25 protein-coding genes and 1 riboswitch are annotated in these 22347 nt (G+C 70.4%); of the genes, 6 read left to right on the top strand and 19 right to left on the bottom strand.

The features are described from left to right. Positions 1-429: 429 nt before the first annotated feature. From ABZ078_RS21215 to ABZ078_RS21200, 4 genes are read right to left on the bottom strand one after another with little or no spacing between them, the layout of a single operon-like run. Positions 430-678 carry a hypothetical protein gene (locus tag ABZ078_RS21215; protein WP_189906689.1) on the bottom strand — a complete coding sequence of 83 codons (249 nt, stop codon included), beginning with the start codon at positions 676-678 and terminating at the stop codon, positions 430-432. Further along, a complete protein-coding gene (lgt, locus tag ABZ078_RS21210; protein ID WP_356577345.1) occupies positions 675-1538 on the bottom strand; it encodes a prolipoprotein diacylglyceryl transferase in 864 nt (287 codons plus the stop codon). The genes ABZ078_RS21215 and lgt overlap by 4 nt, the downstream gene beginning before the upstream one ends. Positions 1539-1556: 18 nt before the next feature. Continuing rightward, the gene (gene lnt, locus ABZ078_RS21205) at positions 1557-3098 is read right to left on the bottom strand and encodes an apolipoprotein N-acyltransferase (RefSeq protein ID WP_356577343.1); all 1542 of its coding nucleotides are present in this window, start codon (positions 3096-3098) and stop codon (positions 1557-1559) included. 50 nt (positions 3099-3148) lie between these two features. Further along, complete coding sequence (locus tag ABZ078_RS21200) at positions 3149-3604, bottom strand: hypothetical protein (RefSeq protein WP_189906694.1); 456 nt, start codon at positions 3602-3604, stop codon at positions 3149-3151. A gap of 152 nt (positions 3605-3756) precedes the next feature. Here ABZ078_RS21200 and ABZ078_RS21195 point away from each other — a divergent pair, with 152 nt between their 5' ends. Beyond that, positions 3757-3954, top strand: coding sequence for a hypothetical protein (locus tag ABZ078_RS21195; protein ID WP_356577341.1), 198 nt, complete (start codon positions 3757-3759; stop codon positions 3952-3954). Positions 3955-4003: 49 nt separating this feature from the next. Here the strand turns inward: ABZ078_RS21195 and ABZ078_RS21190 are convergent, their stop codons facing one another. From ABZ078_RS21190 to ABZ078_RS21180, 3 genes are all read right to left on the bottom strand, one after another. Beyond that, positions 4004-4216 (bottom strand): hypothetical protein, encoded by a 213-nt coding sequence (locus ABZ078_RS21190; RefSeq protein WP_189906696.1) that lies wholly within the window; start codon positions 4214-4216, stop codon positions 4004-4006. A gap of 112 nt (positions 4217-4328) precedes the next feature. Beyond that, on the bottom strand, positions 4329-5102 hold the full coding sequence (locus ABZ078_RS21185) for a cytochrome c biogenesis protein CcdA (protein WP_189906698.1): 774 nt from the start codon (positions 5100-5102) through the stop codon (positions 4329-4331). Then, positions 5099-5743: a TlpA disulfide reductase family protein gene (locus ABZ078_RS21180; protein ID WP_356577339.1), complete on the bottom strand. Its 645-nt coding sequence runs from the start codon at positions 5741-5743 to the stop codon at positions 5099-5101. Before ABZ078_RS21180 ends, ABZ078_RS21185 begins: the two co-directional genes overlap by 4 nt. A 746-nt stretch (positions 5744-6489) precedes the next feature. Between ABZ078_RS21180 and ABZ078_RS21175 the strand changes: the two genes are divergently transcribed. From ABZ078_RS21175 to ABZ078_RS21165, 3 genes are all read left to right on the top strand, one after another. After that, positions 6490-6900 carry a four-helix bundle copper-binding protein gene (locus ABZ078_RS21175; protein WP_189906702.1) on the top strand — a complete coding sequence of 137 codons (411 nt, stop codon included), beginning with the start codon at positions 6490-6492 and terminating at the stop codon, positions 6898-6900. Positions 6901-7044: 144 nt separating this feature from the next. Next, positions 7045-7362: a metal-sensitive transcriptional regulator gene (locus ABZ078_RS21170; RefSeq protein ID WP_189906704.1), complete on the top strand. Its 318-nt coding sequence runs from the start codon at positions 7045-7047 to the stop codon at positions 7360-7362. 293 nt (positions 7363-7655) lie between these two features. Beyond that, on the top strand, positions 7656-7796 hold the full coding sequence (locus tag ABZ078_RS21165; protein ID WP_356577337.1) for a hypothetical protein: 141 nt from the start codon (positions 7656-7658) through the stop codon (positions 7794-7796). A gap of 161 nt (positions 7797-7957) precedes the next feature. Here ABZ078_RS21165 and ABZ078_RS21160 read toward each other — a convergent pair whose 3' ends face one another. Both ABZ078_RS21160 and ABZ078_RS21155 read right to left on the bottom strand, forming a co-directional pair. Next, positions 7958-10240: a heavy metal translocating P-type ATPase gene (locus ABZ078_RS21160; protein ID WP_189906706.1), complete on the bottom strand. Its 2283-nt coding sequence runs from the start codon at positions 10238-10240 to the stop codon at positions 7958-7960. Between the two features lie 112 nt (positions 10241-10352). Further along, a complete protein-coding gene (locus ABZ078_RS21155) occupies positions 10353-10646 on the bottom strand; it encodes a heavy-metal-associated domain-containing protein (RefSeq protein ID WP_189906708.1) in 294 nt (97 codons plus the stop codon). A 214-nt stretch (positions 10647-10860) separates the two neighbouring features. Beyond that, positions 10861-10932: riboswitch (cobalamin riboswitch) on the top strand. A gap of 51 nt (positions 10933-10983) precedes the next feature. Between ABZ078_RS21155 and ABZ078_RS21150 the strand changes: the two genes are divergently transcribed. Together ABZ078_RS21150 and ABZ078_RS21145 are read left to right on the top strand one after the other, a co-directional pair. Further along, the gene (locus ABZ078_RS21150; protein WP_189906710.1) at positions 10984-11220 is read left to right on the top strand and encodes a CbtB-domain containing protein; all 237 of its coding nucleotides are present in this window, start codon (positions 10984-10986) and stop codon (positions 11218-11220) included. A 10-nt stretch (positions 11221-11230) separates the two neighbouring features. Then, positions 11231-11986, top strand: coding sequence for a CbtA family protein (locus ABZ078_RS21145; RefSeq protein WP_356577334.1), 756 nt, complete (start codon positions 11231-11233; stop codon positions 11984-11986). 68 nt (positions 11987-12054) lie between these two features. On the opposite strand, the gene ABZ078_RS21140 is transcribed toward ABZ078_RS21145, so the two are convergent. The 10 genes from ABZ078_RS21140 to ABZ078_RS21095 all read right to left on the bottom strand — a co-directional run bounded on the left by ABZ078_RS21140 (position 12055) and on the right by ABZ078_RS21095 (position 22295). Continuing rightward, a complete protein-coding gene (locus ABZ078_RS21140) occupies positions 12055-12405 on the bottom strand; it encodes a cupredoxin domain-containing protein (RefSeq protein ID WP_356577333.1) in 351 nt (116 codons plus the stop codon). Positions 12406-12685: 280 nt separating this feature from the next. Next, positions 12686-13579, bottom strand: a complete 894-nt coding sequence (locus ABZ078_RS21135; protein ID WP_356577332.1) for a DUF5134 domain-containing protein — start codon at positions 13577-13579, stop codon at positions 12686-12688. 301 nt (positions 13580-13880) lie between these two features. Next, positions 13881-15302 (bottom strand): NADH-quinone oxidoreductase subunit N, encoded by a 1422-nt coding sequence (locus tag ABZ078_RS21130; protein WP_356577367.1) that lies wholly within the window; start codon positions 15300-15302, stop codon positions 13881-13883. Positions 15303-15307: 5 nt separating this feature from the next. Continuing rightward, complete coding sequence (locus ABZ078_RS21125) at positions 15308-16816, bottom strand: NADH-quinone oxidoreductase subunit M (protein ID WP_356577331.1); 1509 nt, start codon at positions 16814-16816, stop codon at positions 15308-15310. Positions 16817-16821: 5 nt separating this feature from the next. Continuing rightward, the gene (locus tag ABZ078_RS21120; protein ID WP_189906714.1) at positions 16822-18672 is read right to left on the bottom strand and encodes a proton-conducting transporter membrane subunit; all 1851 of its coding nucleotides are present in this window, start codon (positions 18670-18672) and stop codon (positions 16822-16824) included. Beyond that, positions 18669-18974 (bottom strand): NADH-quinone oxidoreductase subunit NuoK, encoded by a 306-nt coding sequence (gene nuoK, locus ABZ078_RS21115; protein WP_189906717.1) that lies wholly within the window; start codon positions 18972-18974, stop codon positions 18669-18671. Before nuoK ends, ABZ078_RS21120 begins: the two co-directional genes overlap by 4 nt. Next, entirely contained in the window at positions 18971-19543 is a 573-nt protein-coding gene (locus ABZ078_RS21110; RefSeq protein ID WP_189906738.1) for an NADH-quinone oxidoreductase subunit J, read from the bottom strand. Before ABZ078_RS21110 ends, nuoK begins: the two co-directional genes overlap by 4 nt. A 13-nt stretch (positions 19544-19556) precedes the next feature. Further along, entirely contained in the window at positions 19557-20501 is a 945-nt protein-coding gene (locus ABZ078_RS21105; protein ID WP_189906719.1) for an NADH-quinone oxidoreductase subunit H, read from the bottom strand. Beyond that, a complete protein-coding gene (locus tag ABZ078_RS21100; RefSeq protein WP_189906721.1) occupies positions 20494-21954 on the bottom strand; it encodes a hypothetical protein in 1461 nt (486 codons plus the stop codon). Before ABZ078_RS21100 ends, ABZ078_RS21105 begins: the two co-directional genes overlap by 8 nt. Further along, a complete protein-coding gene (locus tag ABZ078_RS21095) occupies positions 21945-22295 on the bottom strand; it encodes an NADH-quinone oxidoreductase subunit A (RefSeq protein ID WP_230529086.1) in 351 nt (116 codons plus the stop codon). Before ABZ078_RS21095 ends, ABZ078_RS21100 begins: the two co-directional genes overlap by 10 nt. Between the last annotated feature and the right edge of the window lie 52 nt (positions 22296-22347).

The following is a 22347-nucleotide window of genomic DNA, read 5'->3' as shown; positions in this document are numbered from 1 at the left end:
ACCAGTTCGCCGCGCCCGCCGGGCGGTCTCCGGATCGGGGGTCCGCCTGCCCGAGCGGAGTCGAAAGCTTGGGGCAGGCGTTTCCCGCCGGACGGTCGCGTCATCTCCATGGTCTCCAGCCTGCTGGTCACGGCCTGTCCGCATCTGATCCGCGGATCGGTGCGGTGCCGGCAGTCACGCCCTCTGGGTCAAGGTGGGCACGCAGTCCTGCTTGTCCAGGACGTGGGTGGTGCCATGGCGCGTGGCCAGGGTCTAGATGCCGAGCAGGGTGCGCCCTCCTGAGCGCTCCCTCAGCGTCATGAGCCACGGCCATTAGCCGTACCTTGGCGCAGGGCCGACCCGTCCACGCGGTTGGCCACTGGCTCGGGCGCCGAGGCACCCGAGCCACCGGGATGATGGGCCGTGAGCAGGATCGGAGGCCAGGAGCGCCTACGACTTCGCGTCCATGACGCCGGCTCGCCAGAGTCCGATGACGGCCGCGACAACACCGCCCGCGAGGTAGAACACGGAGTGGCCGCCGGGAAGCACTTCCAGGTCGCTGAATTCCTCGATCCAGTTCACCACGATGACCACCAGGCTCAGCCAGAACAGGGACCATCCGAAGATCCTGTTCGGCACGGACCGGGTGTGCACCTTGCCGATCTTTATCTTGTTGGTCTTGAGGCTGTCGCCGCTCATGCGCTCGCCTTCTCTTCTTTCGGAGTGCCCGCTTGAGCGTCGCTCGCCGAGATGTCCTCCACGCCCGGGTGTCGCCGGGCCGAGATCACCAGGTAGGTCACGGCGCCGGCGAAGACCACGATCGAGGTCCAGTTGTTCAGCCGGAGCCCCAGGAAATGCTGTGCCTCGTCGATGCGCAGGTACTCGATCCAGAACCGGCCGACGGTGTACGCGGCCACGTACAGAGCGAAGGTTCGTCCGTGACCCAGGGCGAAGCGGGCGCCCGCCCAGATGACCAGCACTGCGACGCCGACGTCCCACAGCGACTCGTAGAGGAAGGTGGGATGGAACGTCGCCACGTTCTCGTAGCCCTCGGGCCGCTTGTCGGGAGAGATCTCCAGACCCCAGGGAAGCGAGGTCGGGCGGCCGAACAGCTCCTGGTTGAACCAGTTACCCCATCGCCCGATGGCCTGCGCGAGGGCGATGCCGGGCGCGACCGCGTCCGCGTACGCGGGGAACGGGACCCCGTGCCGACGGCACCCGATCCACGCCCCGAAGCCGCCCAGCGCGATCGCGCCCCAGATGCCGAGCCCGCCCTCCCAGATGTACAGGGCTTTGATGGGCTCGCCGCCTGCACCGAAGTAGGCGTCCGGGCTGGTGATCACGTGGTACAGGCGGCCGCCGATGATCCCGAAGGGCACCGCCCAGATGGCGATGTCGGCGATCGTCTCCTTCCTGCCCCCGCGCGCCGCCCAACGGCGCGCGCCGAGCCATACGGCGACGAAGACGCCCAGGATGATGCAGAAGGCGTACGCCCTCAGCGGGACCGGACCCAGGTACAGGACTCCGGTCGAGGGGCTGGGCAGTGCGGCGAGTTCCATACCCGCACTATAGACATTTCAGCTAAGTAGTTTAGTAAATGGCTGGTCATGGTCGAGCGTGGAAGCAGGGCCCTGAGGTGCGGTTGCGGTGCGCCGCGAGCGACGCAGGGAAAGCGCCAGGCCGACGAGGAGGGGTGTCCCCAGCAGCACCTCCGGCCATACGCCGAACCACTCGGAGAGGGTGAGCCGCGATGAGAGCGGTACGCGCTCCAGCAGATGGCCGGCACGCCAGGTCCCCAGCCGATCCATGACCTGTCCGTCCGGTCCCACGATGGCGCTGACCCCGCTCGTCGAGGCGAGGGCGACCGCGCGTCCGTACTCGATCGCGCGGATGCGGGCCATCGCGAGCTGCTGCTCGGACTGGCCGGCCTGGAGACCGCGCTCGTAGGTGGCGTTGTTCGTCTGGACGACGAGGAGGTTGGCGCCCGCCCGTACGGTGTCGCGGACCCGGTCGTCGTAGGCGATCTCGTAGCAGATCACGTCGCCGAGCCGCACCTTCCCCGCGGCCAGCGGGGCCGTGGAGGTGCCCGGCAGGAGGTCGCGGGGGATGAGCTGAAGCGCGCCGAGACCCCCGAGGAGTGAACGTGCCGGGATGTACTCGCCGAAGGGGACGAGCTGGCGCTTCGCGTACCAGGAGGCCGGGCCCTGGCCGGGCAGCCACAGCTGGCCGGCGTTGTAGGCCCGGTCGTCGGGGGCTTCCAGCATGGCGCCGATCAGGAGGGGACTGCCCAGTTCCCGCACCGAGTCGGCGACCAGGGCGCCGAACTCCGGATAGCGTTCCGGATCGCCGTCGAGGGAGTTCTCCGGCCACAGGACGACGTCCGGACGCGGGACCTCGCCGCGGCGTACGGCGTCGGCCAGGGCCTTGGTCTCGCGCGCGTGGTTTTCCGCGACGCCGCGCACCCGCGCCTGCTCCTCCAGGGTGCGCTCGCGTTCGACATTGCCCTGCACGACGGCCACCACGGCGCTCGGCCCGGATGTGCTCGGGGCGGGGAGGGCGAGCGGAGCGGTGATCAGGACGGCCGCTCCGAGGCATACGGCCGCGCTGACCTGCCGACGGCCGCCGCGCCACTCTGTCAGGCCGTACACCAGCAGCGAGCCCAAAAGGGCCACGGTGAAGGAGACGGCTGGGCCGCCGCCGACTGCGGCCCAGCCGGCATAGGGGGCATCCGCCTGCCCGAAGGCGAGCCGCCCCCAGGGGAAGCCACCGAGCGGAGCCCGGCCGCGTACCGCCTCCAGGGCCACCCACCACGCGGCGGTGTACAGCGGCCAGCCCGGCAGCGCGATCAAGCGGGGCAGAGGCATTGCGGCGAGCGCGAAGACCAGGGCCTGGACCGCCGTGAGGACGAGCCACGGGGCCAGTCCGAGATTTGCCAGCCAGACGATCAGCGGAGCGAAGAAGGCGATGCCGAAGAGGCCACCCGCAGCGAAGGCGGACCGGGCCCGCCGTCCGCGCACCGCCAGGATCAGCAGAGCCGGACCGAGCGGGGCCAGGAACCACCATCCGACCGGCGGGAACGAAGCGTAGAGAAGCAGCCCTCCGACGGAGGCGGCTGCCAAGGATCGGAGCGTGGCCGCACTCGGGCGGGCTGCACGCGGTGAAAGTGCCCTCATGAGGGCACTTCGCAGACCTTCTCGGTGCGAAGCCGCCTCATCAGCGCGTGCACCAGCAACGCGACGGAGGCCAGGGCGAGCACCGGCTGCACCGGAGCGAAGTACGCCAGGGCGCCGCTGACCCCCAGAGCGAGCACCACGAGCTTGTTGCAGATCGGACACCCCACCGCGAAGGCGGACAGCAGACCCGCGCCGAGGGCACGCGCGGTGCGGGGACGTTCAGGCGTCGAGGTCTCGCGGGCTTCGGCCGGGCCGATGCGTACGTACGAGGCCACGAGAAGGCCCTCAAGTACGGAGCTGACCAGCCAGACCGGGTAGTTCCACCACAGCACCGGGGTCATCCGCGTATAGAAGGGGGTCTGCACCACACCCGTCGGCACGCCGATGACGATAGCCGCGATCGCCGTGACCGCTGCTGCCACGACCCATCTGCGGGCCGGCCAGGTACGCATAGGGGTTGCTCCTCGTGATCGGGCCGCCGACCGGCAGGCCGGGCGCCGGGGAGCACCATGCGCGGGCTCCCGGTCGGCGACTGGCCGCCATCCTAAGACACTAAGAGAATTAGTAACAACGGCCGGTCTGTCCGCCTGGACGGTGCGACCCGATGTCCGCGCGCAAGGCTGCTCATGCGCTGCTGGTAGGAGCGTGCGTCGATCCGGCCGTGCAGCAGCAGGCCCGCGCACCACCGCTCCTCGTCCTCAAGAGCCGCACGCCGTCCTCGGAGCCGGGCGAGCGGCGGCAGGTGGCTCTGATGGGGCGAGGTCAGGCGCGCGATGTCGTAATAGATAGCCGCGAGGAGTAGTACGGCGATCAGTATCGCTGCCGCGGCCATGGCGCTGTCGGTCTCTGTGTCAGTTCCGTGAGGGCTGGTGGGTGTGCGTCTGGGCGGTGCGCATCTCGGCGATTTCCTTGCGCAGCTCGGCCAGCTCGGCCAGCTCGGCCTGCTCCCTGAGGGAATCGTTCCGCCGCGGTGTGTGCGAGCCTCCGCGCAGCATCAGCCACATCATCAGGCCCATGCCGATCGGGCAGGCCAGGAGTAGCAGCGGATACAGGGACTGGGGCATGAAGACCTCCTGGCGGGCGGAGGGTCGCGTGTGGGCCCTGCCGAAAACTCTCCTACTAAGTAATTTAGATTATGTCGGGCCGGCGTGCCAGCCTGGGCAGGCCTGTGGCCCGTCACAGGGGCAGCTGGAAACCGGTGATGAGCGTCTGGAGCCGGGCGATCATCTGCCCCCACCAGCCCGTCACCTGCATCACGCCCACCGCTACCAGCAGCACTCCTCCGAAGCGCATCACGGCCCGTGCGTGCCGCCGTGCCCAGGTGAAGCGCCGCATGGCCCCGTCGAAGGACGCAGCAGCGAGCAGGAACGGGATGCCGAGGCCGAGGCTGTAGGTGAAGGACAGGGCGGCCCCGCGTCCCGCGCTCGCGCTGTCGGCGGCCAGGGACAGGACGGCGGCCAGGGTGGGGCCGATGCACGGCGTCCATCCGATCGCGAAGAGAGCACCGAGCAGCGGCGCGCCCGCTAGCCCCGCGCCGGGCCGGAAGGAGGGCCGCCAGCTGAACCCGGCCAGCGGCAGTTTGTCGAGCAGCCCGGCGAAGACAAGGCCCAGGACAATGGTGAGCGAGCCCAGCACGATGCCGAGCGTGCGCTGGTGCGCCAGCAGGACGGCGCCAGCTCCGCCGAACAGCGCGCCGAAGCTGGTGAAGACGGCGGCGAAGCCGACCACGAAGAGCAGGCAACCGGCCAGGACCCGCCAGCGCACGGTGCGCCTCGCGGTGTCGGCGGCATCCGCGCCCGACATTCCGGCGACGTACGACAGGTAGCCCGGGACCAGGGGCAGGCAGCAGGGGGAGAAGAAGGACAGGGCTCCGGCGGCGAGGGCCAGCAGGAGTGCGAGGACGAGCGGACCTGCCATGACCGTTTCGCCCACACCGGCGGCGAGTGTCACTGCGCCGCACCTCCGCCGCTGTTCTTTGCGTTCTCCGTGGCGATGTCCTTGGCCAGGTCGCGCAGCGTGCGGTACGTGGTCTGGCCGATGATCCGGGCGGCGATCCGCCCGTCACGGTCGATGAACACGGTGCTGGGGACCGCCGACAAGGGAATGCGGCCGTTGAAGCGCAGGAGCAGTTCGCCGTCGGGGTCGCGGAAGCTGGGATAAGTGATGCCGTAGGTGCGCTCGAAGGCGCGTGCCGCCGCGTCGTTGTCGCGTGTGTCGATGCCGACGAACCGCACGCCGAGGTCGTATGTCTCGTCGGACGCCTTCTTCAGGGCGGGCGCCTCGGCCCGGCACGGTGCACACCATGATCCCCACACATTGAGCACGATCACCTTGCCGCGCAGAGCGGCCAGGTTCAGCCGGTCTCCGGTGATCGTCGCGCCGCTGAGCACTGGAGCTGCGGGCCGCTTGCCGGCCGGGTACTCGGTCAGGGCCTGGCGGGTGCCCGATCCGGCCGTTTTGGCAGCCGACGGGCCGGACGTCGTGCTCGTCCCGCAGGCGGCCAGCAGAAGGCCGGCCGCGATCAGGCCTGCCGCCCGCCGCCGGGTGTGCAGGAGGGCCCCTGTGCGAGCGGTGCCTCCGTCCGGCCGCAAGGCTGGGGGGGCGGATTGTGGGCGGGGTGCGGTTGGGGCCACGGCCGGTCTCCTTCGCCGACGCATTGGTCAATGCTGCTAAGTAGCTTAGGGAGTGTGTTGGAGAGCCTCGGCGGCGGGGCTGTGGAGGGCGGCTGGGCGGCGCGCGTCAACACCCGCGCCAGCGACGGCGTGATCGTCCAGTCCGAGCCCGAATCAGGCGCCCTGGGCCTCAATCCCAGGGCGCAGGGCCGGGCAGCAACCCATGGCACCCATTGAGAAAGTCGGACAACCGTGTACGAAGCGAGATGGCCTCCGCAGCCGCCGATGCTGCCTCGGCCGCTGCGGTCGGCTCCCTTCTGTTTGGCGGTGCAGTCATCGCCTACCGGTTACATTGCGTAGCCCCGACCTGGGCCCACCCGGTGATCGGGTCAGGGTCACCATCCCGGCGGCACCGTAGCCTGCCGGATCACCGCAGTCACTGCGCGCCGCAGGGGCCGCACTGTCAGGCGAATACACCGCTACCACCGGCGCACCGGCTGGTGCCCGGTTCGTCACCAGCACTGGGCTGTACTGCACGGCAGCGGCTACCGCGACCGTCTTTACGCCATCACCGCTCCCGCCGCGCCCTCGCGGCCGGGCACGGCTCGCCGCGGCCACCGCCAACAGATGACCCAGGCCGCAGTCGGTTTCCCGCACCCCACCTGGTGCTACCCGTAGCAGGACGGCAACCGCCGCACCAGGACGACACCATTCCGGAGGCTGACATGACCACCGCGGTCAAGGAAATGCTCGACACCTACCCGGCCGACCTGGGTCGGGTGGATCGCGAGAAGCTCGCCCGCTGCATCGAGGAGTGCATCGCCTGTGCGCAGGCGTGTACGGCGTGCGCGGACGCGTGCATGTCGGAGGAGATGGTCAACGAGTTGACCAAGTGCATCCGCACCAACGCCGACTGCGCCGACATCTGCAACGCCACCGCCTCGGTACTCTCCCGCCACACTGGCTACGACGCCAACGTCACCCGGGCGATCCTTCAGGCCTGCGCCACTGTCTGCAAGGCGTGCGGTGACGAGTGCGAACGGCACGCCGGCATGCACGAGCACTGCCGGGTGTGCGCCGAGGCATGCCGCCGCTGCGAAGAGGCGTGCAACGACCTGATCACCTCTCTGGGCTGAACGCCCCGGAGCGCACAGGGGTGGCCGGTGCTCGTCCGGGCTGTCGGACACCCCTGCTGGGCCACCGTGCCTCGACACCCTTGACCCCGGTGCCGAGGAAGTCTTGCATCAGTAGGGCATCGCCAGGTCATACCCTTAGGGAGTATGACGCCGCTGGAGCAAGACGGGGCCGAGCAGGCCCCACCGGGTTACCTCGACGACAAGGACGCCGTCCTCAAGCGGCTCCGTCGTATCGAGGGCCAGATCCGTGGCCTGCAGCGCATGGTGCAGGAGGACCAGTACTGCATCGACGTGCTCACCCAGGTCGCTGCGACCACCAAGGCCCTCCAGGCGGTGGCCATGCAGCTGCTGCAAGAACATCTCGACCACTGCGTACACGAGGCCATGGTGGCCGGAGGGCAAGCGGCCCAGGACAAAATCGCAGAGGCTTCGCGGGCCATCGAGCGGCTGCTGCGCACGTGATCTGGCCTGCGCCGGACCCGGCGGTCCCTCCTCGGCGGCGCCTGGGCCGCACGTGAGCTGCGCCAAGTCGTCGTATGGCCCTACCGGATCCAGTGGCTGCCGCCAGGACTCTGGCCGACCGGCGCTCCCGCCCTCCATACCACTGGCAGGTCGGCGTCTGCGCCGACGGCTTGTGGGTGTTGTCGCCGCGCCCGGCGCGGAACAGCGGGGCGAGTGGGATCCACGTCTCGGGAGACTGGATGCGTACATTCCCTAAGCGGGTTAGTATTCCTGCGCTGTGAAAGGGATGGGACATGCCGCCCACCGAGCCGCGCTGCTGCGTCGTCCGCCGCTGGGTCCTGGCCCCGGCGGTCCGCCGCAGCGCGGCTCTCCCGGAGTGCCATGTCCGGTGGCGGACGGTTGACCGGCTGGGCCGCAGGCGCGCCGAACCCTGATCTGAAGCCAGCCCTCATGAGCCGCGCGCACGGGCAGGGGAGGTGGCCACGTCCTCCAAAGGAGCCTGCCCGTGCGCGCACCGTCGGCCTCCGGTAACGGTGCGCTGAGGCGCCCGGCCGCAAAGGCCGGGCGCCTCGGTCAAAACGGGTTGTCCATCTGCCTACTTGAAGGACCGAAGACGCAGGCTGTTGGTGACGACGAAGACCGACGAGAAGGCCATCGCGGCTCCGGCGATCATCGGGTTCAGCATACCGAGCGCGGCGAGCGGCAGTGCGGCGACGTTGTAACCGAAGGCCCAGAAGAGGTTGCCCTTGATCGTGGTGAGGGTCTTGCGCGAGAGGCGGATCGCGTCCGCCGCGACCCGCAGGTCACCGCGTACGAGGGTGAGGTCGCCCGCTTCGATGGCCGCGTCGGTGCCGGTGCCCATGGCCAGGCCCAGGTCGGCGGTGGCGAGGGCAGCGGCGTCGTTGACGCCGTCGCCGACCATGGCGACCATACGGCCCTCGCTCTGGAGCCGCTTGACCACGTCGACCTTGTCCTCGGGCAGGACTTCTGCGATCACCTCGTCGATGCCGACCGCCTTGGCCACGGACTGCGCGACGAGCTGGTTGTCGCCCGTCAGCAGAACGGGCTTCAGGCCCAGCCTGCGAAGTTCGGTCACTGCCTCGGCGCTGGTCTCCTTGATCGCGTCTGCGACGGTGAGGACGCCGCGCGCCTCGCCGTCCCAGGCGACGGCGACCGCTGTGCGTCCCTCGGCCTCCGCGGCGGCCTTGGCCTCGGCCAGCTCCTGCGGCAGCTCGATGATCCACTCCTTCAGAAGCTTCTCGCGGCCCACGACCACCGCGTGCCCGTCGACGACGCCCTGGACGCCGAGGCCGGCGACGTTCTCGAAGTTCTCCGGCACCGGCAGGCTGCCGGTCCGCTCGGTTGCACCGGTGGCGATGGCCTGGGCGATCGGGTGCTCCGAGGCGTGTTCCAAGGCGCCTGCCAGCTTCAGCAGTTCGTCCTTGTCCACGCCGGTTGCGGGGATGACGTCCTGGAGCTGCATGCGGCCCGTGGTCACGGTGCCGGTCTTGTCCAGGACGACGGTGTCGACGCGGCGGGTGGACTCCAGTACCTCGGGGCCCTTGATCAGGATGCCGAGCTGGGCGCCACGCCCGGTGCCCACCATCAGGGCGGTCGGTGTGGCGAGCCCGAGGGCGCAGGGGCAGGCGATGATCAGCACCGCGACGGCGGCGGTGAACGCGGCGGCGGCGTCCCCGGTGACGAACAGCCACGTCAGCAGGGTGCCGAGGGCGATGAGGATGACGACGGGCACGAAGACCGCCGAGATCCGGTCGGCGAGGCGCTGCACCTCGGCCTTGCCGTTCTGCGCGTCCTCGACGAGCTGGGCCATGCGGGCGAGCTGCGTGTCGGCGCCGACCCGGGTCGCCTCGACGACCAGGCGCCCGCCGGCGTTCACGGTCGCGCCGGTCACCGCGTCGCCGACGGTCACGTCGACCGGCACGGACTCGCCGGTGAGCATGGAGGCGTCGACCGCCGAGGAGCCTTCGACGACGGTCCCGTCCGTGGCGATCTTCTCCCCGGGCCGTACGACGAACCGGTCGCCGACCGCCAACTGTGCGACCGGGATACGTACTTCCTTGCCGTCGCGCAGCACCGCGACGTCCTTGGCGCCCAGTTCCAGCAGCGCCCGCAGCGCGGCACCGGCCCTGCGCTTGGACTTCGCCTCGAGGTAGCGCCCGGCGAGGATGAAGGTGGTGACGCCGGCCGCGGCCTCCAGGTAGATGGAGGAGGAGCCGTCCGAGCGGGAGATGGTGAACTCGAAACCGTGCCGCATACCCGGCATGCCCGCGTGGCCCCAGAACAGCGCCCATACCGACCAGCCGAGCGCGGCCAGCGTCCCGATGGACACCAGTGTGTCCATGGTTGCGGCGCCGTGCCGTGCGTTCGTCCAAGCCGCCTTGTGGAAGGGGAACGCACCCCAGACGACGACTGGTGCTGCCAGAGTCAGTGACAGCCACTGCCAGTTGTCGAACTGCAGGGCCGGCACCATCGCCATCAGCACCACGGGCACGGTCAGCACCAGAGACACGTACAGACGCTGCCGCAGCGACAGCAGCTCGCTGCCCGCCGCCGGAGTGGCCTCTCTCTCGCGCTCGTCGACAGGGGCGGAGGCGGGCGGAGGCGGCTCCGCGGCCGTGTAGCCAGTCTTCTCCACGGTGGCGATGAGGTCGGCGACCTCGATGCCCTCCGGGTAGGCCACCTTGGCTTTCTCCGTGGCGAAGTTGACGGTCGCGGCGACGCCGTCCATGCGGTTGAGCTTCTTCTCGATGCGGGCCGCGCACGAGGCGCAGGTCATGCCACCGATGGAGAGCTCGACCTCACGGGCGGGCACGGGCGCTGTGTCAGGGACTGCCTTCTCGGGAGCCGTGCTGGTCATGTGCGTATCTCCAGGGGGAGGCCGGGAGGCGCAGCGTCCGTATCAGCGGAGCGACGCCTCCCGGCGCGGGGAGCAATTCGCGTATCCGGGTCCGTGGGCCCCGGGTGAGCTGTCAGGCGCGGCCGACGAGCTCGTAGCCGGCCTCGTCGACGGCGGCGCGGACGGCCTCCTCGTCGAGCGGGGCGGCGGAGGTGACGGTGACCTCCCCGGTTTTGGCGACGGCCTGGACCGAGGTGACACCGTCCAGCGCGGAGATCTCCTTCGAGACCGCGCCCTCGCAGTGGCCGCAGGTCATGCCGGACACCTTGTAGACGGTGGTGACGCCGGTGCCCTGGACGTCGACGGTGGTGCCGGAACCGCAGGAACCACAGCAGGAGCCAGAGCTGGCGTTCGTCTCGGTGGTCATGGCTTCTTCCCTCGGGTGTCGGTGCGTGAGTCATTGTCCGAGAGGGGCACCGCTTCCCCGGCCCCTCTCGACCGATGACAACACTATACCCCCCTGGGGTATTCCGGCTATCTGTGTTCCTGCCCACACGATGTGTTTGAAAGATGCCCGGTTCGCTAATTTACTTAGTAAGCGCTGCGACCCGCGGCGACAACTTCACATCGAGGCGACGGTGAGCAGGAACCCGGTGAAAATCCGGGACGGTCCCGCCACTGTGACCGGGGTTGTCCCCGGGAGTCAGACACTGACCCGTCGTCCTCCTGAACGGCGGGGCGTGTGCACCCCGCGAGGAGGTTCCATGAGTGCTTCGGCGACTCCCCAGGCACGACCGGCCGCTGGCCTGGTTGTCCACCCGCTGCGAGACGGGCTGATCGCTGCCGCAGCGGTGATCCTCGCCCTGGTCGCGCTGGACGCGGTCTTCCTGGACCAGGGCGCGCTGCTCTCACCGGTGCTGGGCAAAGTCGCGGCATCCGCCAACTACGTCCACGAGTTCGCCCACGACGGCCGGCACCTTCTTGCCGGCCCCTGCCACTGAGAGGGCACTCGTGACATCACTTCTTTCCCTGCTGGGGCGCGGCGCGCTCGCGGGTGCGGCCGCCGGGCTGGTCAGCGGAGGATTCTCGTGGCTGCTGGCCGAGCCGGTGCTCGACAAGGCGGTGCGGCTGGAGGCGGCCCGCGAGGAGGCGCGCGGCAGCGGATCGGCTGCGGCCGAGGTCTTCTCCCGCTCCACGCAGCACACGGGCCTGCTGGTGGCCGCCGTCCTCACCGGAGCGGCGATCGGGGTCCTCTTCGCCGCCGTGTACACGATCCTGCACCGCCGTGATCCGGACGCCGCTCCGTGGCGGCGCTCGCTCACCCTGGCCGGAGCTGGAATCACCGGGCTCTGGCTGCTGCCGTTCCTGCGCTATCCCGCCAACCCGCCGGGTGTGGGCGACCCGGGAACGCTCGACACCCGCACCCACGCATGGCTCGCAGCCATCGCGATCGGCGTGATCGCCGTGGCCCTGGCCTGGCGCGTCCACGGGTGGCTGGCGGAGCAGGGCCATTCCGCGCCGCTGCGCCAGCTCGCCGTTGCAGCCATCGTGCTGGCCGCGCTGGCGTCGCTGTTCGCGCTGCCTGACAACCCTGACGCGGTGACCGCTCCAGCCACGCTGGTGTGGAATTTCCGGGTGCTTTCGGCCGCGTCCATGGGGCTGCTGTGGGCCGGGCTGGCTGTGGGCTTCGGACTGCTCGGCGTGCGGGCGTCCCGCGCCCGGACGGAGGCGAGCCTGCCCGCGGCATCCGCCGTCCCCGTGGTCTGACGCCTCTCCGGCATGACCTCGGTCGGCGCCCGTGTCAGGCGGTGCAGTCGGCCGAGGGCTCGGACGGCTCAGCGGACGATCAGCGTGCCCGTCATGTTCGAGTGGAAGGTGCAGACGAAGGCGTACTCGCCGGCCTTGGACGGCGCCGTGAATGCCCCGGACTCCCCGCCGGCGATGCTGCCGGTGTCGAACGCGTCGCCCTTTGTTGCCGTGACGGTGTGGGCGGCGGAGTCCTTGTTCACCACTGTGATCTTCTCTCCCGGCCGCACCTGAGGATTTGCCGGACTGAACGCGAAGTCCTCCATCGTGATGCGGTCCACGCCCGCGGTAGCAGCGGGCGAGGTGGAGGCGGGTTCGTTGCCCCCGTCGGCACAGGCGGTGGCGACGAGCAGCAGGACTGTGGCTGCTCCGAGCGCCAACGGGACGGAACGCCTGCGGAGCTGTCGAGGCCACATCGGACCGGACCCTTCGGACGGGCGCCCGCAGTGGGCCATCGCTGGTGATCGCGGAGCCCAGGCCCACCCGAGCACGCGGATCGCTCGTGTCCATTCTCGCCGTTCCGGGGACTCGATACGACCCGGCTTCGCAGACTCAGGTCGGCGCTGATGCCAGTCCATGGCGACGCCGATGCCGATCACGTTGGTCGGCGCTCCGCACCGGGAAGCAGTGTCGGCGTGCCCGCTCAGGGTTGACCGGCTGTCACGCGGCCATCAACAGCAGCATGGCGGACATGCTCCCGCCCATGCCGATATGAGCCGCCAGAGCTGCATCCGGGGCGGCTCCGATTTTGCGCCGCCGCCCGCGACCCGACCCTCGCGCCGTCTTGCTCTTGTCCCACACGGAGATCGTCAGCGATGCCAGGAAGACGAGCACCGTGTCCGGCATGGCGAGCAGCCAGCGGCCCCAGCCGTACGCGGAGCCTGAGCCCTTGCCGCGCCCTCCGGTGCCCCGGACCCTGGCCCATACAGACGCGCCGATGGACAGCAGGAAGTACACGGCGAGTGCCACGATCACGTACCGCCACGCAGAACCGGACCCCGCGGAGGAGCCCGCGTCGGCTGCGGCGTTCGTCATGCCCGCCATGTCCATCCCATGCATGGAGCCCATTCCTTCCATGGATTCCATCCCTTCCATGGATTCCATGCCGGCCATCTGGTGCGCGCCGGCCGTGCTCTCCATGTTCATGTTCTCCATGCCCGGCATGTGCGCCATCGAGTGCCCACCCAGGGCGAGCACCGGACCGGATGGAGTACTCGTCATGGCGAGTGTCATGATCACCATGCCGGCGCTGCCGACGATGAGGTGGACCCAGTGGCGGCCGTGCTTCCATCCGCACGTGCGGGTGTGCTTGACCGCCATCGCCACGCCCCCGAGCCCGAGGACGCCGAACGCCACTGCCCACCACATGCCATAGCCCGCGTACCAGCCGACTGTCGCCGGAAGCGCCATGGCCGCCATGCACAGGCCCATCAGTAGGTCGCCACCCGCCGCGAACCGGGTTTCACCGCTCGTGGTCGCCATCCGGACCGCGCTGACGGCGGCCACTAGGGCGGAGACCAGCCCGATGGCCCAACTGAGCGCAAGAGTTCCCATCTCACCTTCCCGATCGTCCGAGCACGGCGGGTCCGTACTGTCACGCCGTCGCGTCGTAAAGGCACACAGAGACGCCGCATGGGCATCTACTGCTACTGCCCTTAGTACGTTTGTGGAACGGAGGGTGTTCAGGTGATCAGAAGTCCGTCCGGTTGTCGGCCGGCCGAGCTGGCCGAGGCCAATGGGTCGCCCGCCGTGCGCCTGCGGGTGGCCGACGGGTGCTGCACTGTTCGCACGCTCGTGCCCCAGGTCCAAGCGCGTACTCCTGCCCGGCGGCGACGACACACTCCGGGGCGGGCGGTCAGGGCGCGAGCGGACCGCCCAGTACGTCGAGGACGGTGCCGCCTAGCAGCCCGAGGGCGACGGATCCGGCTGCCGCGCCGTAGGCGATCACAGCGGCCGTCCGTGACGTCGTACGGGAGTCACCCGCGGGTCCGCGCGCGAGGAACGCCGGGGCGATCCAGCGCAGGTAGTAGAAGAGGGACGCGACGGTGTTGACGGCCGCAACGACGGCCAGCCAGGCGTAGCCGCCGTCGAAGGCCGCGCTGAAGGCCTCCAGTTTGCCGAGGAAGACCGCGGTCGGAGGCGTGCCCACCAGACCCAGCAGGCAGACGACGAGCGAGCCCAGCAGGGCCGGGTGCGCCCGTGCCAGGCCCCGGTAGTCGTCGATGGCGTCGGGTCCGGGGAGTGCGCAGACGACGGCGAAGGCCCCGAGGTTGGTCAGCGCGTACCCGGCCAGGTAGTACAGAAGCGCCACTTGGTCGAGGCCGGTGCGTCCTGCGACGGCCACCGGGAGCAGGAGGTAGCCGACCTGGCTGATGGTGGAGTACGCGAGCAGCCGTTTGACGTCCTGCTGGAAGAAGGCCGCCAGGTTGCCCAGGGTCATCGAGGCGACCGAGAGGACCGCCACCAGGTCGGCCCAGGGCAGGTCGGCGTCCGCCAGCGGCACCGCGCCGAGACGGTAGAGGGCCGCCAAGGCGCCGATCTTCGGGATGGTGGTGAGGAAGGCGGCGACCGGGGCCGAGCTGCCCTGGACGGCGTCCGGTACCCAGAAGTGGCCGGGCACGCCTCCGGCCTTGAACAGGACACCGGCGAGCAGGGCGAGCGTGCCGACCGCCACCAGTCCGGCCGGTGCCTCGGCGAGCTCGGAACGCAGCATGGGGTACGCGGTCGCCCTGCCGGCGGCGAGCAGGACGGTGATGCCGGTGAGCATCAGGACGCCCAGGAGCGCGCCGACGACGTAGTACTTCAAGGCCGCTTCGGTGCCGGGGCCGTCCTTGCGGAATCCGGCCAGCGCGTAGGCGGGCACGCTCGCCAGCAGGTAGCCGGCGGCGAGGAGGAGCAGGTCCTGGGCTCCGGCCAGGACGAGGGCGCCTACAGCGGCGAGCTGGAGCAGGACGTAGAACTCGGTTTCGCGCGGGTCGGCGTACAGGCGCGGCATGGCGAGCGTGAGGACGAGCAGGGTGCCGCCCAGGATGACGATCCTGCTGGTGGCCGTGAGCGGATCGATGGCGAAGGACTCGCCAAAAGCCGTCTCCACAGGCTTGGCCGCGGCAATCGCGGCGGCCACGATCCCTCCGATGCAGGCCGCGCCCGCCATGGCCCCGGTCAGCCACTGGCGGCGGCGCGGCAGCCACGCTCCGAGCAGCAGCCCGAGTACGGCGGAGGCGGCGAGCAGCACCTCGGGGAGGAGGTCGAGGGGGTTCTCGTTCATCCCGGTCATCTCGTTCATCGCGCGAGCAGCTCCAGCACGGCGCGGGAGGCCGGTTCGATGACGTCGAGGACGAAACGGGGTGCGAGGCCGAGGACGACTCCCAGAGCCAGCAGGGGGACGATCGCCAGTGCTTCGTGGCGGAGGATGTCGGGGAACGGCCGGTCGGCACCTGGCGCGGCAGCGGGCAGCCGCAGCGGCCCGAGGAAGACCTGTTGCAGGGCGCGCAGGAACAGGCCCGCGGTGAGCAGGATCCCGAGCACGGCAAGGCCGGTGGCGACCGGCTCGGGCCCGAGGCTCCCGGTGAGGATCTGGAACTCGGCGATGAAGCCGGAGAACCCCGGCAGCCCGAGCGAGGCGAAGGCGGCGACGCCGGTCATCGCGGCGAAGACGGGCGCCCGCCCGGCGACACCCGAGTACGCGGACATCTCGTACGTACGCCCGCGCTCGTACAGCACGCCGGACAGCAGGAACAGCGCGCCGGTCAGCAGGCCGTGGCTGACCATCTGGAAGACCGAGCCGGTGACGGCGAGGCGGCGGGCCTCCTCATGGCCGGCGCCGACGGCCCCGGCCGCGCCGATCGCCAGGATGATGTAGCCCATGTGGTTCACGGATGTGTAGGCGACCATGCGCTTGAAGTCGTTCTGGGCGAGGGCGACCAGTGCTCCGTACAGCACGGAGACCACGCCGACGACGACGAAGACGAGCGCGTGGTCGCGCCAGGCGCCGGGCAGGACGGGCATCGCGATGCGCAGGAATCCGTACGTGCCCATCTTCAGCAGCACGCCGGCGAGGATCACCGACCCGGCGGCCGGGGCGTCGGTGTGGGCGGGCGGCAGCCAGGTGTGGAAGGGCACGGTCGGGGTCTTCACCGCCAGCCCGACGGCGATGGCGAGGAGGACGAGCGCTCCGTAGGTGGAGCGTCCGGCGAGGGGATTGGCGCGGGTCAGTTCGACGATGTCGAAGGTGTGCGGGTCAGTGGCCAGGTAGAGGCCGATGAAGCCGAGCAGCAGGGCGAGGGAGCCGATGAAGGTGTAGAGGAAGAACTTCAGCGCGGCGCGGGCGGCGCCCTGGTGTCCCCACCCGGCGATGATGAAGTACATCGCCACGATGGACAGGTCGAAGAAGACGAAGAACAGGATCAGGTCCAGGGCCACGAACAGGCCGAGGCACGTCGTCTGCAGGAAGAGGAACAGCGCCGCGAACTCCCGCACCTTGCGCGTCTCGCGCCACGCGTATAGGGCGCAGGCGAGGAACAGTACGCAGGTGACGGCCACCAGCGGCAAGGACAGGCCGTCGACGCCGACGTGGTAGCTGATGCCGGCGCTGGGGATCCAGCGGGCACGCGTCTCGTACTGCATGCCGCCATCGGCCCGGTATCTCGCCCAGACGATCACCGTCAGGACCAGTTCGGCGGCGGTGGTCACAACCCAGGCCGTCAGGAATAGGGTGCGGGGCGTGCTGCGCGGCAGGCACAGCAGGAGGGCCGCCATGGCGGTCGGGAGCAGGACGATGGCCGTGAGCACGGCGGTCACCTCACGAGGACGAGGACGACGGCGAGGACGGTGAAGGCGGCGACGGCCTGAGCGAGGTATTGGTGCAACTGCCCGGTCTGCGGTCGGCGCGCCCACCGGCCGAGCGCACGGGCGCCGCCGGCCACGCCTTCCACGGTGCCGTCGACGAGCCTCTCGGCCTGGGCATTGGTCCAACGCGCCAGCCGGACCGAGCCGCGGGCGGTGCCTTCGACGGCGCGGTCCAGCACCCGGTCGTCGAAGGCGGCGAGCGCGTCGGCGAGGCGCAGTACCGGGGTCACGAGGAGCGTGCGCGCGGCGGTCTCCAGGCGAAGCCATCCCGACGCCAGGACGCTGATCGGGCCGGGCAGGGCGAGGAGTCGAGGACCGCGGATCCAGACCACGGCCGAGACGGCCACCGCGAGCGCGCCGGACAGGGCGAACTCCCATACGTACGGACTGGGTTGTGCCTCGCCGCCGAGCACCCGCTCCACCGCGTCCCGTACGGGCGGGAAGGAGGTGACGGTCAGTGCGGCACAGGCGACGGCCAGAGCGGCGAGCGGCAGCCGAGCCGCATACGGCAGCCGCTGCTCACGTTCGTCCGGTACGGCAACGGGCTGCCAGACGAACCACAAGGCCTTCGCGCTGTAGACCGCGGAGATGACCGCACCGGCCAACCCGACGGTGTACAACGCCGCGTTGTCCTCCAGGGCACCGGCGAGCAGTACGTCCTTGGCCGCCCACAGGGCAAAGGGCGGGACTCCCGCCAGAGCCAGGGCCGCGACGGTGAAGGTGATCCCGGCCGTACGGTGCCGCCGAGCCGCGCCGCGCAGGGCGGGCAGCGCCTTGGTGCCGAGGGCCGTCAGCCAGGCCCCCGCGACGAGGAAGGCCAGGCTTTTGACGGCGGCATGGGCGATGAGCTGCAGGGTTCCGCCGGTGACCGCACCGGCCCCCGCGGCGAGCACCATGAAGCCGATCTGGGCACAGGTCGATGCGGCGAGCAGTTGCTTGAGGTCGGTCTGCGCCACGGCGACCAGGCCGAGCACCACCGCCGTCACCGCGCCCGTCCACGCCACCACCTGCCCGCCCCAACCGGACTGCGCGAGCAGCGGCTCCAACCGGAGCAACAGATACGCCCCGGCCACCACCATGGTCGCCGAGTGCAGCAGGGCGGAGACCGGGCTCGGCCCCTGCATGGCCCTGGACAACCAGAAACTGAACGGCAATTGGGCCGACTTGCCGAACGCGGCCGCGATGACACCGGCGGTAACGATGTCGGACCACGCCCCGGTGGTGGCCGTGAGGTCCTCAAGGGCGAGGGAACCGGCCTGCCCGCTCGCCAGCGCCGCTCCGGCGGCAAGGTAAAGACCGAGGTCGGCGGCGCGGGTGGTGAGGAAGGCCGTGTTGGCGGCATCGCCGCGCTCGGTGTCACGCCACCAGTAGCCGATCAGCGCCCAGGAAGTGGCGCCCATGACTTCCCACGCCATCAGCAGGACCGGCAGCGTGGTCGCGGTGACCGTGGTCAGCATCGCGCCGCTGAACAGCAGCATCAGCCCGAAGAAGCGGGCACGGGCCTCGCCCGGTCCGATGTCCGCGACGCTGAAGAGGAAAACGGCCACGGTCACCGCCGTGACGGTCACGACCATGAGGCCCGACAACCCGTCGACCGCGAGCCCGGCGGGGAGCCCTTCGAGCAGCGGCGCCTCGACCCGCGGGTGCTCGAACGCCACGGCGACGGCGAGGCCGAGCGCAGCGACGGCCGTGCCGACCGCGGCACCGGGGGCGTACCGGTCCGCCGGGCGGCCCGCGACCGCCAGCAGCGTCCCCACGGTCAGCGGCAGCGCGACGAGCGCCCACAGCAGCGCGCTCACTCCTTCAGCTCCGCCGCCATGTCGGTCATGTCGACCTCACGAGCCCGGAAAAGCGCCGTGACCACGGCGAACCCGATGGCCATCTCCACCGCCATCGCCGTAACCGCGAGGACCACCAGTACCTGCCCGTCGGCGGCGGCCGGGGCGATGTAGTGCCAGACGGCCGCGGCGCCGACGATGACGCCGCCCAGCATCAGTTCGAGCCCCATCATGAGCATCACGATCGACTGCTGGGTGAGCGCGCCGAACAGACCGATGCAGAACAGCGCGGCGGCGAGCAGCAGGAACAGCTCCAGGCTCATCGGCCCCTCCCTCCCTGTACCGGGTCGTCGGCCCTCCGCGCTTTCAGGTCGTCGCCGAAGCGGTCGTAGCGGCCCCGGCGGGTCGCCAGGACGACGGTCGCGACGATGGTGGCGAACAGGGCGAGCCCCAAGGTCATCATGGTGAGCATCTGAGGCCCCATCAGCGACAGACCCAGATCCAGGGTGGGATCGTCCGACGGCCTGCCGCGCCGGGACGGCCACGGGGCGAGCAGGATCCCTGCGGCGAGTACGGCGAAGACCACCGCGCAGATCGCGGCCGCACCCTGCTTGTTGTGGACCATGGTCATCGGCATGAGCCCAGCCGGATTCATCATGTACATCACCATGAACACGGCCATGATGGCCATCTCGATGGTCATCATCAGCACGATCACGACCCCGAGGTAGTCCAGCCCGAGCAGCAGCACTTCACCGCCCACGCACAGCAGAGAGGTCAGCAGCGCGTACGTGGCCCGGGCCATGGATTCGAACCGGAACACCATGACGCCACTGGCCACCGCCAGCAGGGCCAGCAGGGCCAGCACCCAGAAGATCACGTCGTTGAGCAGGGCCCTCACCTCCTCATCGGTTCAGGACGACGACGGCCACGAACAGCGCCTGAAGCAGCGTCAGCGGCACCAGCACCATCCACGCCAGCTCCATGTACCGCTCCATCCGCAGCACGGGCAGTGCCCGGCGCCCGGCCACCAGCAGCGCCAGCACCGCCGCGGTCTTCAGCAACGTCCACGCCCAGCCCGGCAGCAGCGGTCCGTGCCCTCCGCCGAGGAACAGCGGCACGCTGAAACCGGCGGTCACCACCAGCAGCAGCCACCGCCCGCCCAGGAACACCAGACGGTCCACACCCGCCAGCTCGGCCTCGGCCCCACCGGCCGCGTCCCGCGACAGCGGATGCCCGAACGGCCCCCAGAACGCCATCGCGAGCGCGCTCAGCAGATAGACGACGAACGCGGCCGGCATCCACACCGCGAACCACAGTCCGTCCTGGGCCGCGACCACGTCCCCGACCCGCAGGGACTCGGCGCCGAGAGCGGCAGTGGTGATCGCGAACATGTGCGGAAGTTCGTACGCCAGCCCTTGGGCGAGGAACCGGTACCCGCCGATCAGCGACAGCGCCGAGTTCGGTCCCCAGCCCGCCAGCCATACCGCCGCCCAGGCCAGGGCCTCCATCGCGTTGAACCACACGATGCCGACGGACGGATCGCTCACGGCACAAAAGCCCCACGGCAGTACGGCACCCGCGAGCACGGCGGCCACCGGGACCAGCACCACGCCCAGCCTTCCGAGCAGCCGGTCGGCGGCAGTCGTACGGCGCGGCTGCTGAACGAGCAGCCGCAGGGCCTCGCGCAACGGAGCCGTCGCCCGCAGCCCGGCCTCCCGGACACCCCCTGCCGGTCCGCGCTCGGCCGACCCGGACAGCACCGCGTCGAACCCCGCGGTGACCACGGCAGCCACGACCAGGGCGACCGGAAGGACGACGGCCGCCCACAGGGGCGCTGCATCAGGCATGGGCCGCTCCGGGCACGGTCGCGAGGGCGAGTTCGTCGAGGTCGGGATCCAGGCTGGCCACGATGATCCGCGCGCAGGCGAACTCCGCACCGGTCAGGAGTCCGGGGAGGACGTCGAGCAACACTTGCGACGGCGGCCGTGGTCCGTCCAGCCGGCCCCGCGGGCCGATGCGGTCATCCGGCGCCAACGGCCGTGTGTCATCGACCTCTTCGACGCCGCGCTCGACCTCGGTCAGCCACATCAGCAGCCGGTCGTACACGTCCCCGTCCGCGGCGAGCGCCGGTCCGGTCACTCCGGCAGCCCGCGCCCTGTCCGCCGGCAACTCCCCCAGTCCGGCGATCGACCAGCGCAGGGACCTGGACCGTCCGACTCTGCGCACCGTCCTGCGCAGATCACCGCCGATCCCCTCGCGCCACGCCCCCGCAAGCAGCTCATCCCGCAGCCGACGGCACCGCACCGCCACGTCGTCCCAGCCGACCAGAGCAAGGAGCCGTCCCGCACTGTCCAGATGCGCAGCGCAGCGTCGGCGCACCGCCTCTCCCCTGGTGACCTCCTCGCCGTGTGCGGCCCGCAGCCACGGCTCGTCCCAGAACGGCGGTCGAGGGCCGGACGCGACGGGGAGGTGGTCCACCTCGACGCCCTGTACGACGTCTCCTTGCAGGGTGAGACGGAGAACGAGACCCGCCGGCCAGTCGCTCAGCCCGGGACCGAGCGGCACATGCAGCTGGTCGAGCCGCAACTCGTCCCGGTCGTCCGCCCGCTCGGCCATCGGCAGGCCTGCCACCTCGCCCATGGCGTGTATGCCATGACCCATGTGATCCATAGGGCCGCCATGCCCTTGGTGGTCCAGATGGTCACCATGCCCTTGGTGATCCATATGGCCCATGTGCGCCGCATGGTCAGCGGGTCGGTGGTGCCCATGCCCCTCGTGGCCGGAGTGAGCGGCATGGCCACCATGGCTGTGGCCCATGCCGTGGTCGTCATGACCTCGACCTTCGGGGGCTGCGGGCGGCGAGTTGTCGTGGTGCGCGCCGTGGCCGTGCTCGTCTCCGTGTCCCTCGTGCTCGCCGCGTTGGTTATCACCAGGCTCGCCCACCGGGGCCTCCGACCGGTCGTCCATATGTCCGCCGCGCGGCGTCACCGCTCTGTCGGTCAGGTCCCTGGACGCCATGCCGAGGGCGTGGTCGACCTGCCCGCTATCCTCCACCACGACGCGCACTGCGGGCTCCGGCATCGACCGCTCGATGCGGTCCAGCCACTCCGCGTCCTCCGGCGCCGGAACGCCGCAGACGACCAGCAGATCTGCGGCGGCTGGAGCGCCGGCTACGGGCCACCCCCGCCGGCGCACCTCCGCCTCGGCCTCCAGCCGCAGTTCCGTCGCTCCGGGCAGCGTGACCGCGAGCACGGCCGGGCGGTTCATCGCCGTACGCCGCACCAGGCCCCTCAGGTCCACCGCAGCGCCCCCTCACGCCAGGCGTACGCCACCGCCGCGAACAGGATGCCGAGGAAGAGGAACATCTCCACGACGGCCGTGGTGCCCACCTCCGAGACGACCTTCACCCACGGGTACATGAAGAGCATCTCCATGTCGAAGGCCAGAAAGATCATGGTGACCGGGTACCAGCGCACGTGGAACCGGGACACGGCGTGCTCGCCCGGCTCGAGACCTCCGGCGAAGGGGCCGGTTTCGAGGGGAGCCCGCGCTGCCGCCAGCCACAGGCCCAGCCCGTACAGGCCGACCAGACCGGCCCCGACCACACCGAGGAGGACCAGCATTGGCTGCCATGCGTCCATCCCGCCCGACCTCCCTTCTCGGCGTCCTACCGCTTATGGTGCGCGACCGGCT

Source organism: Streptomyces sp. NPDC006385 (genome assembly GCF_040612485.1).
GTDB lineage: Bacteria > Actinomycetota > Actinomycetes > Streptomycetales > Streptomycetaceae > Streptomyces.
This window is presented reverse-complemented; position numbering and strand designations above follow the sequence as displayed.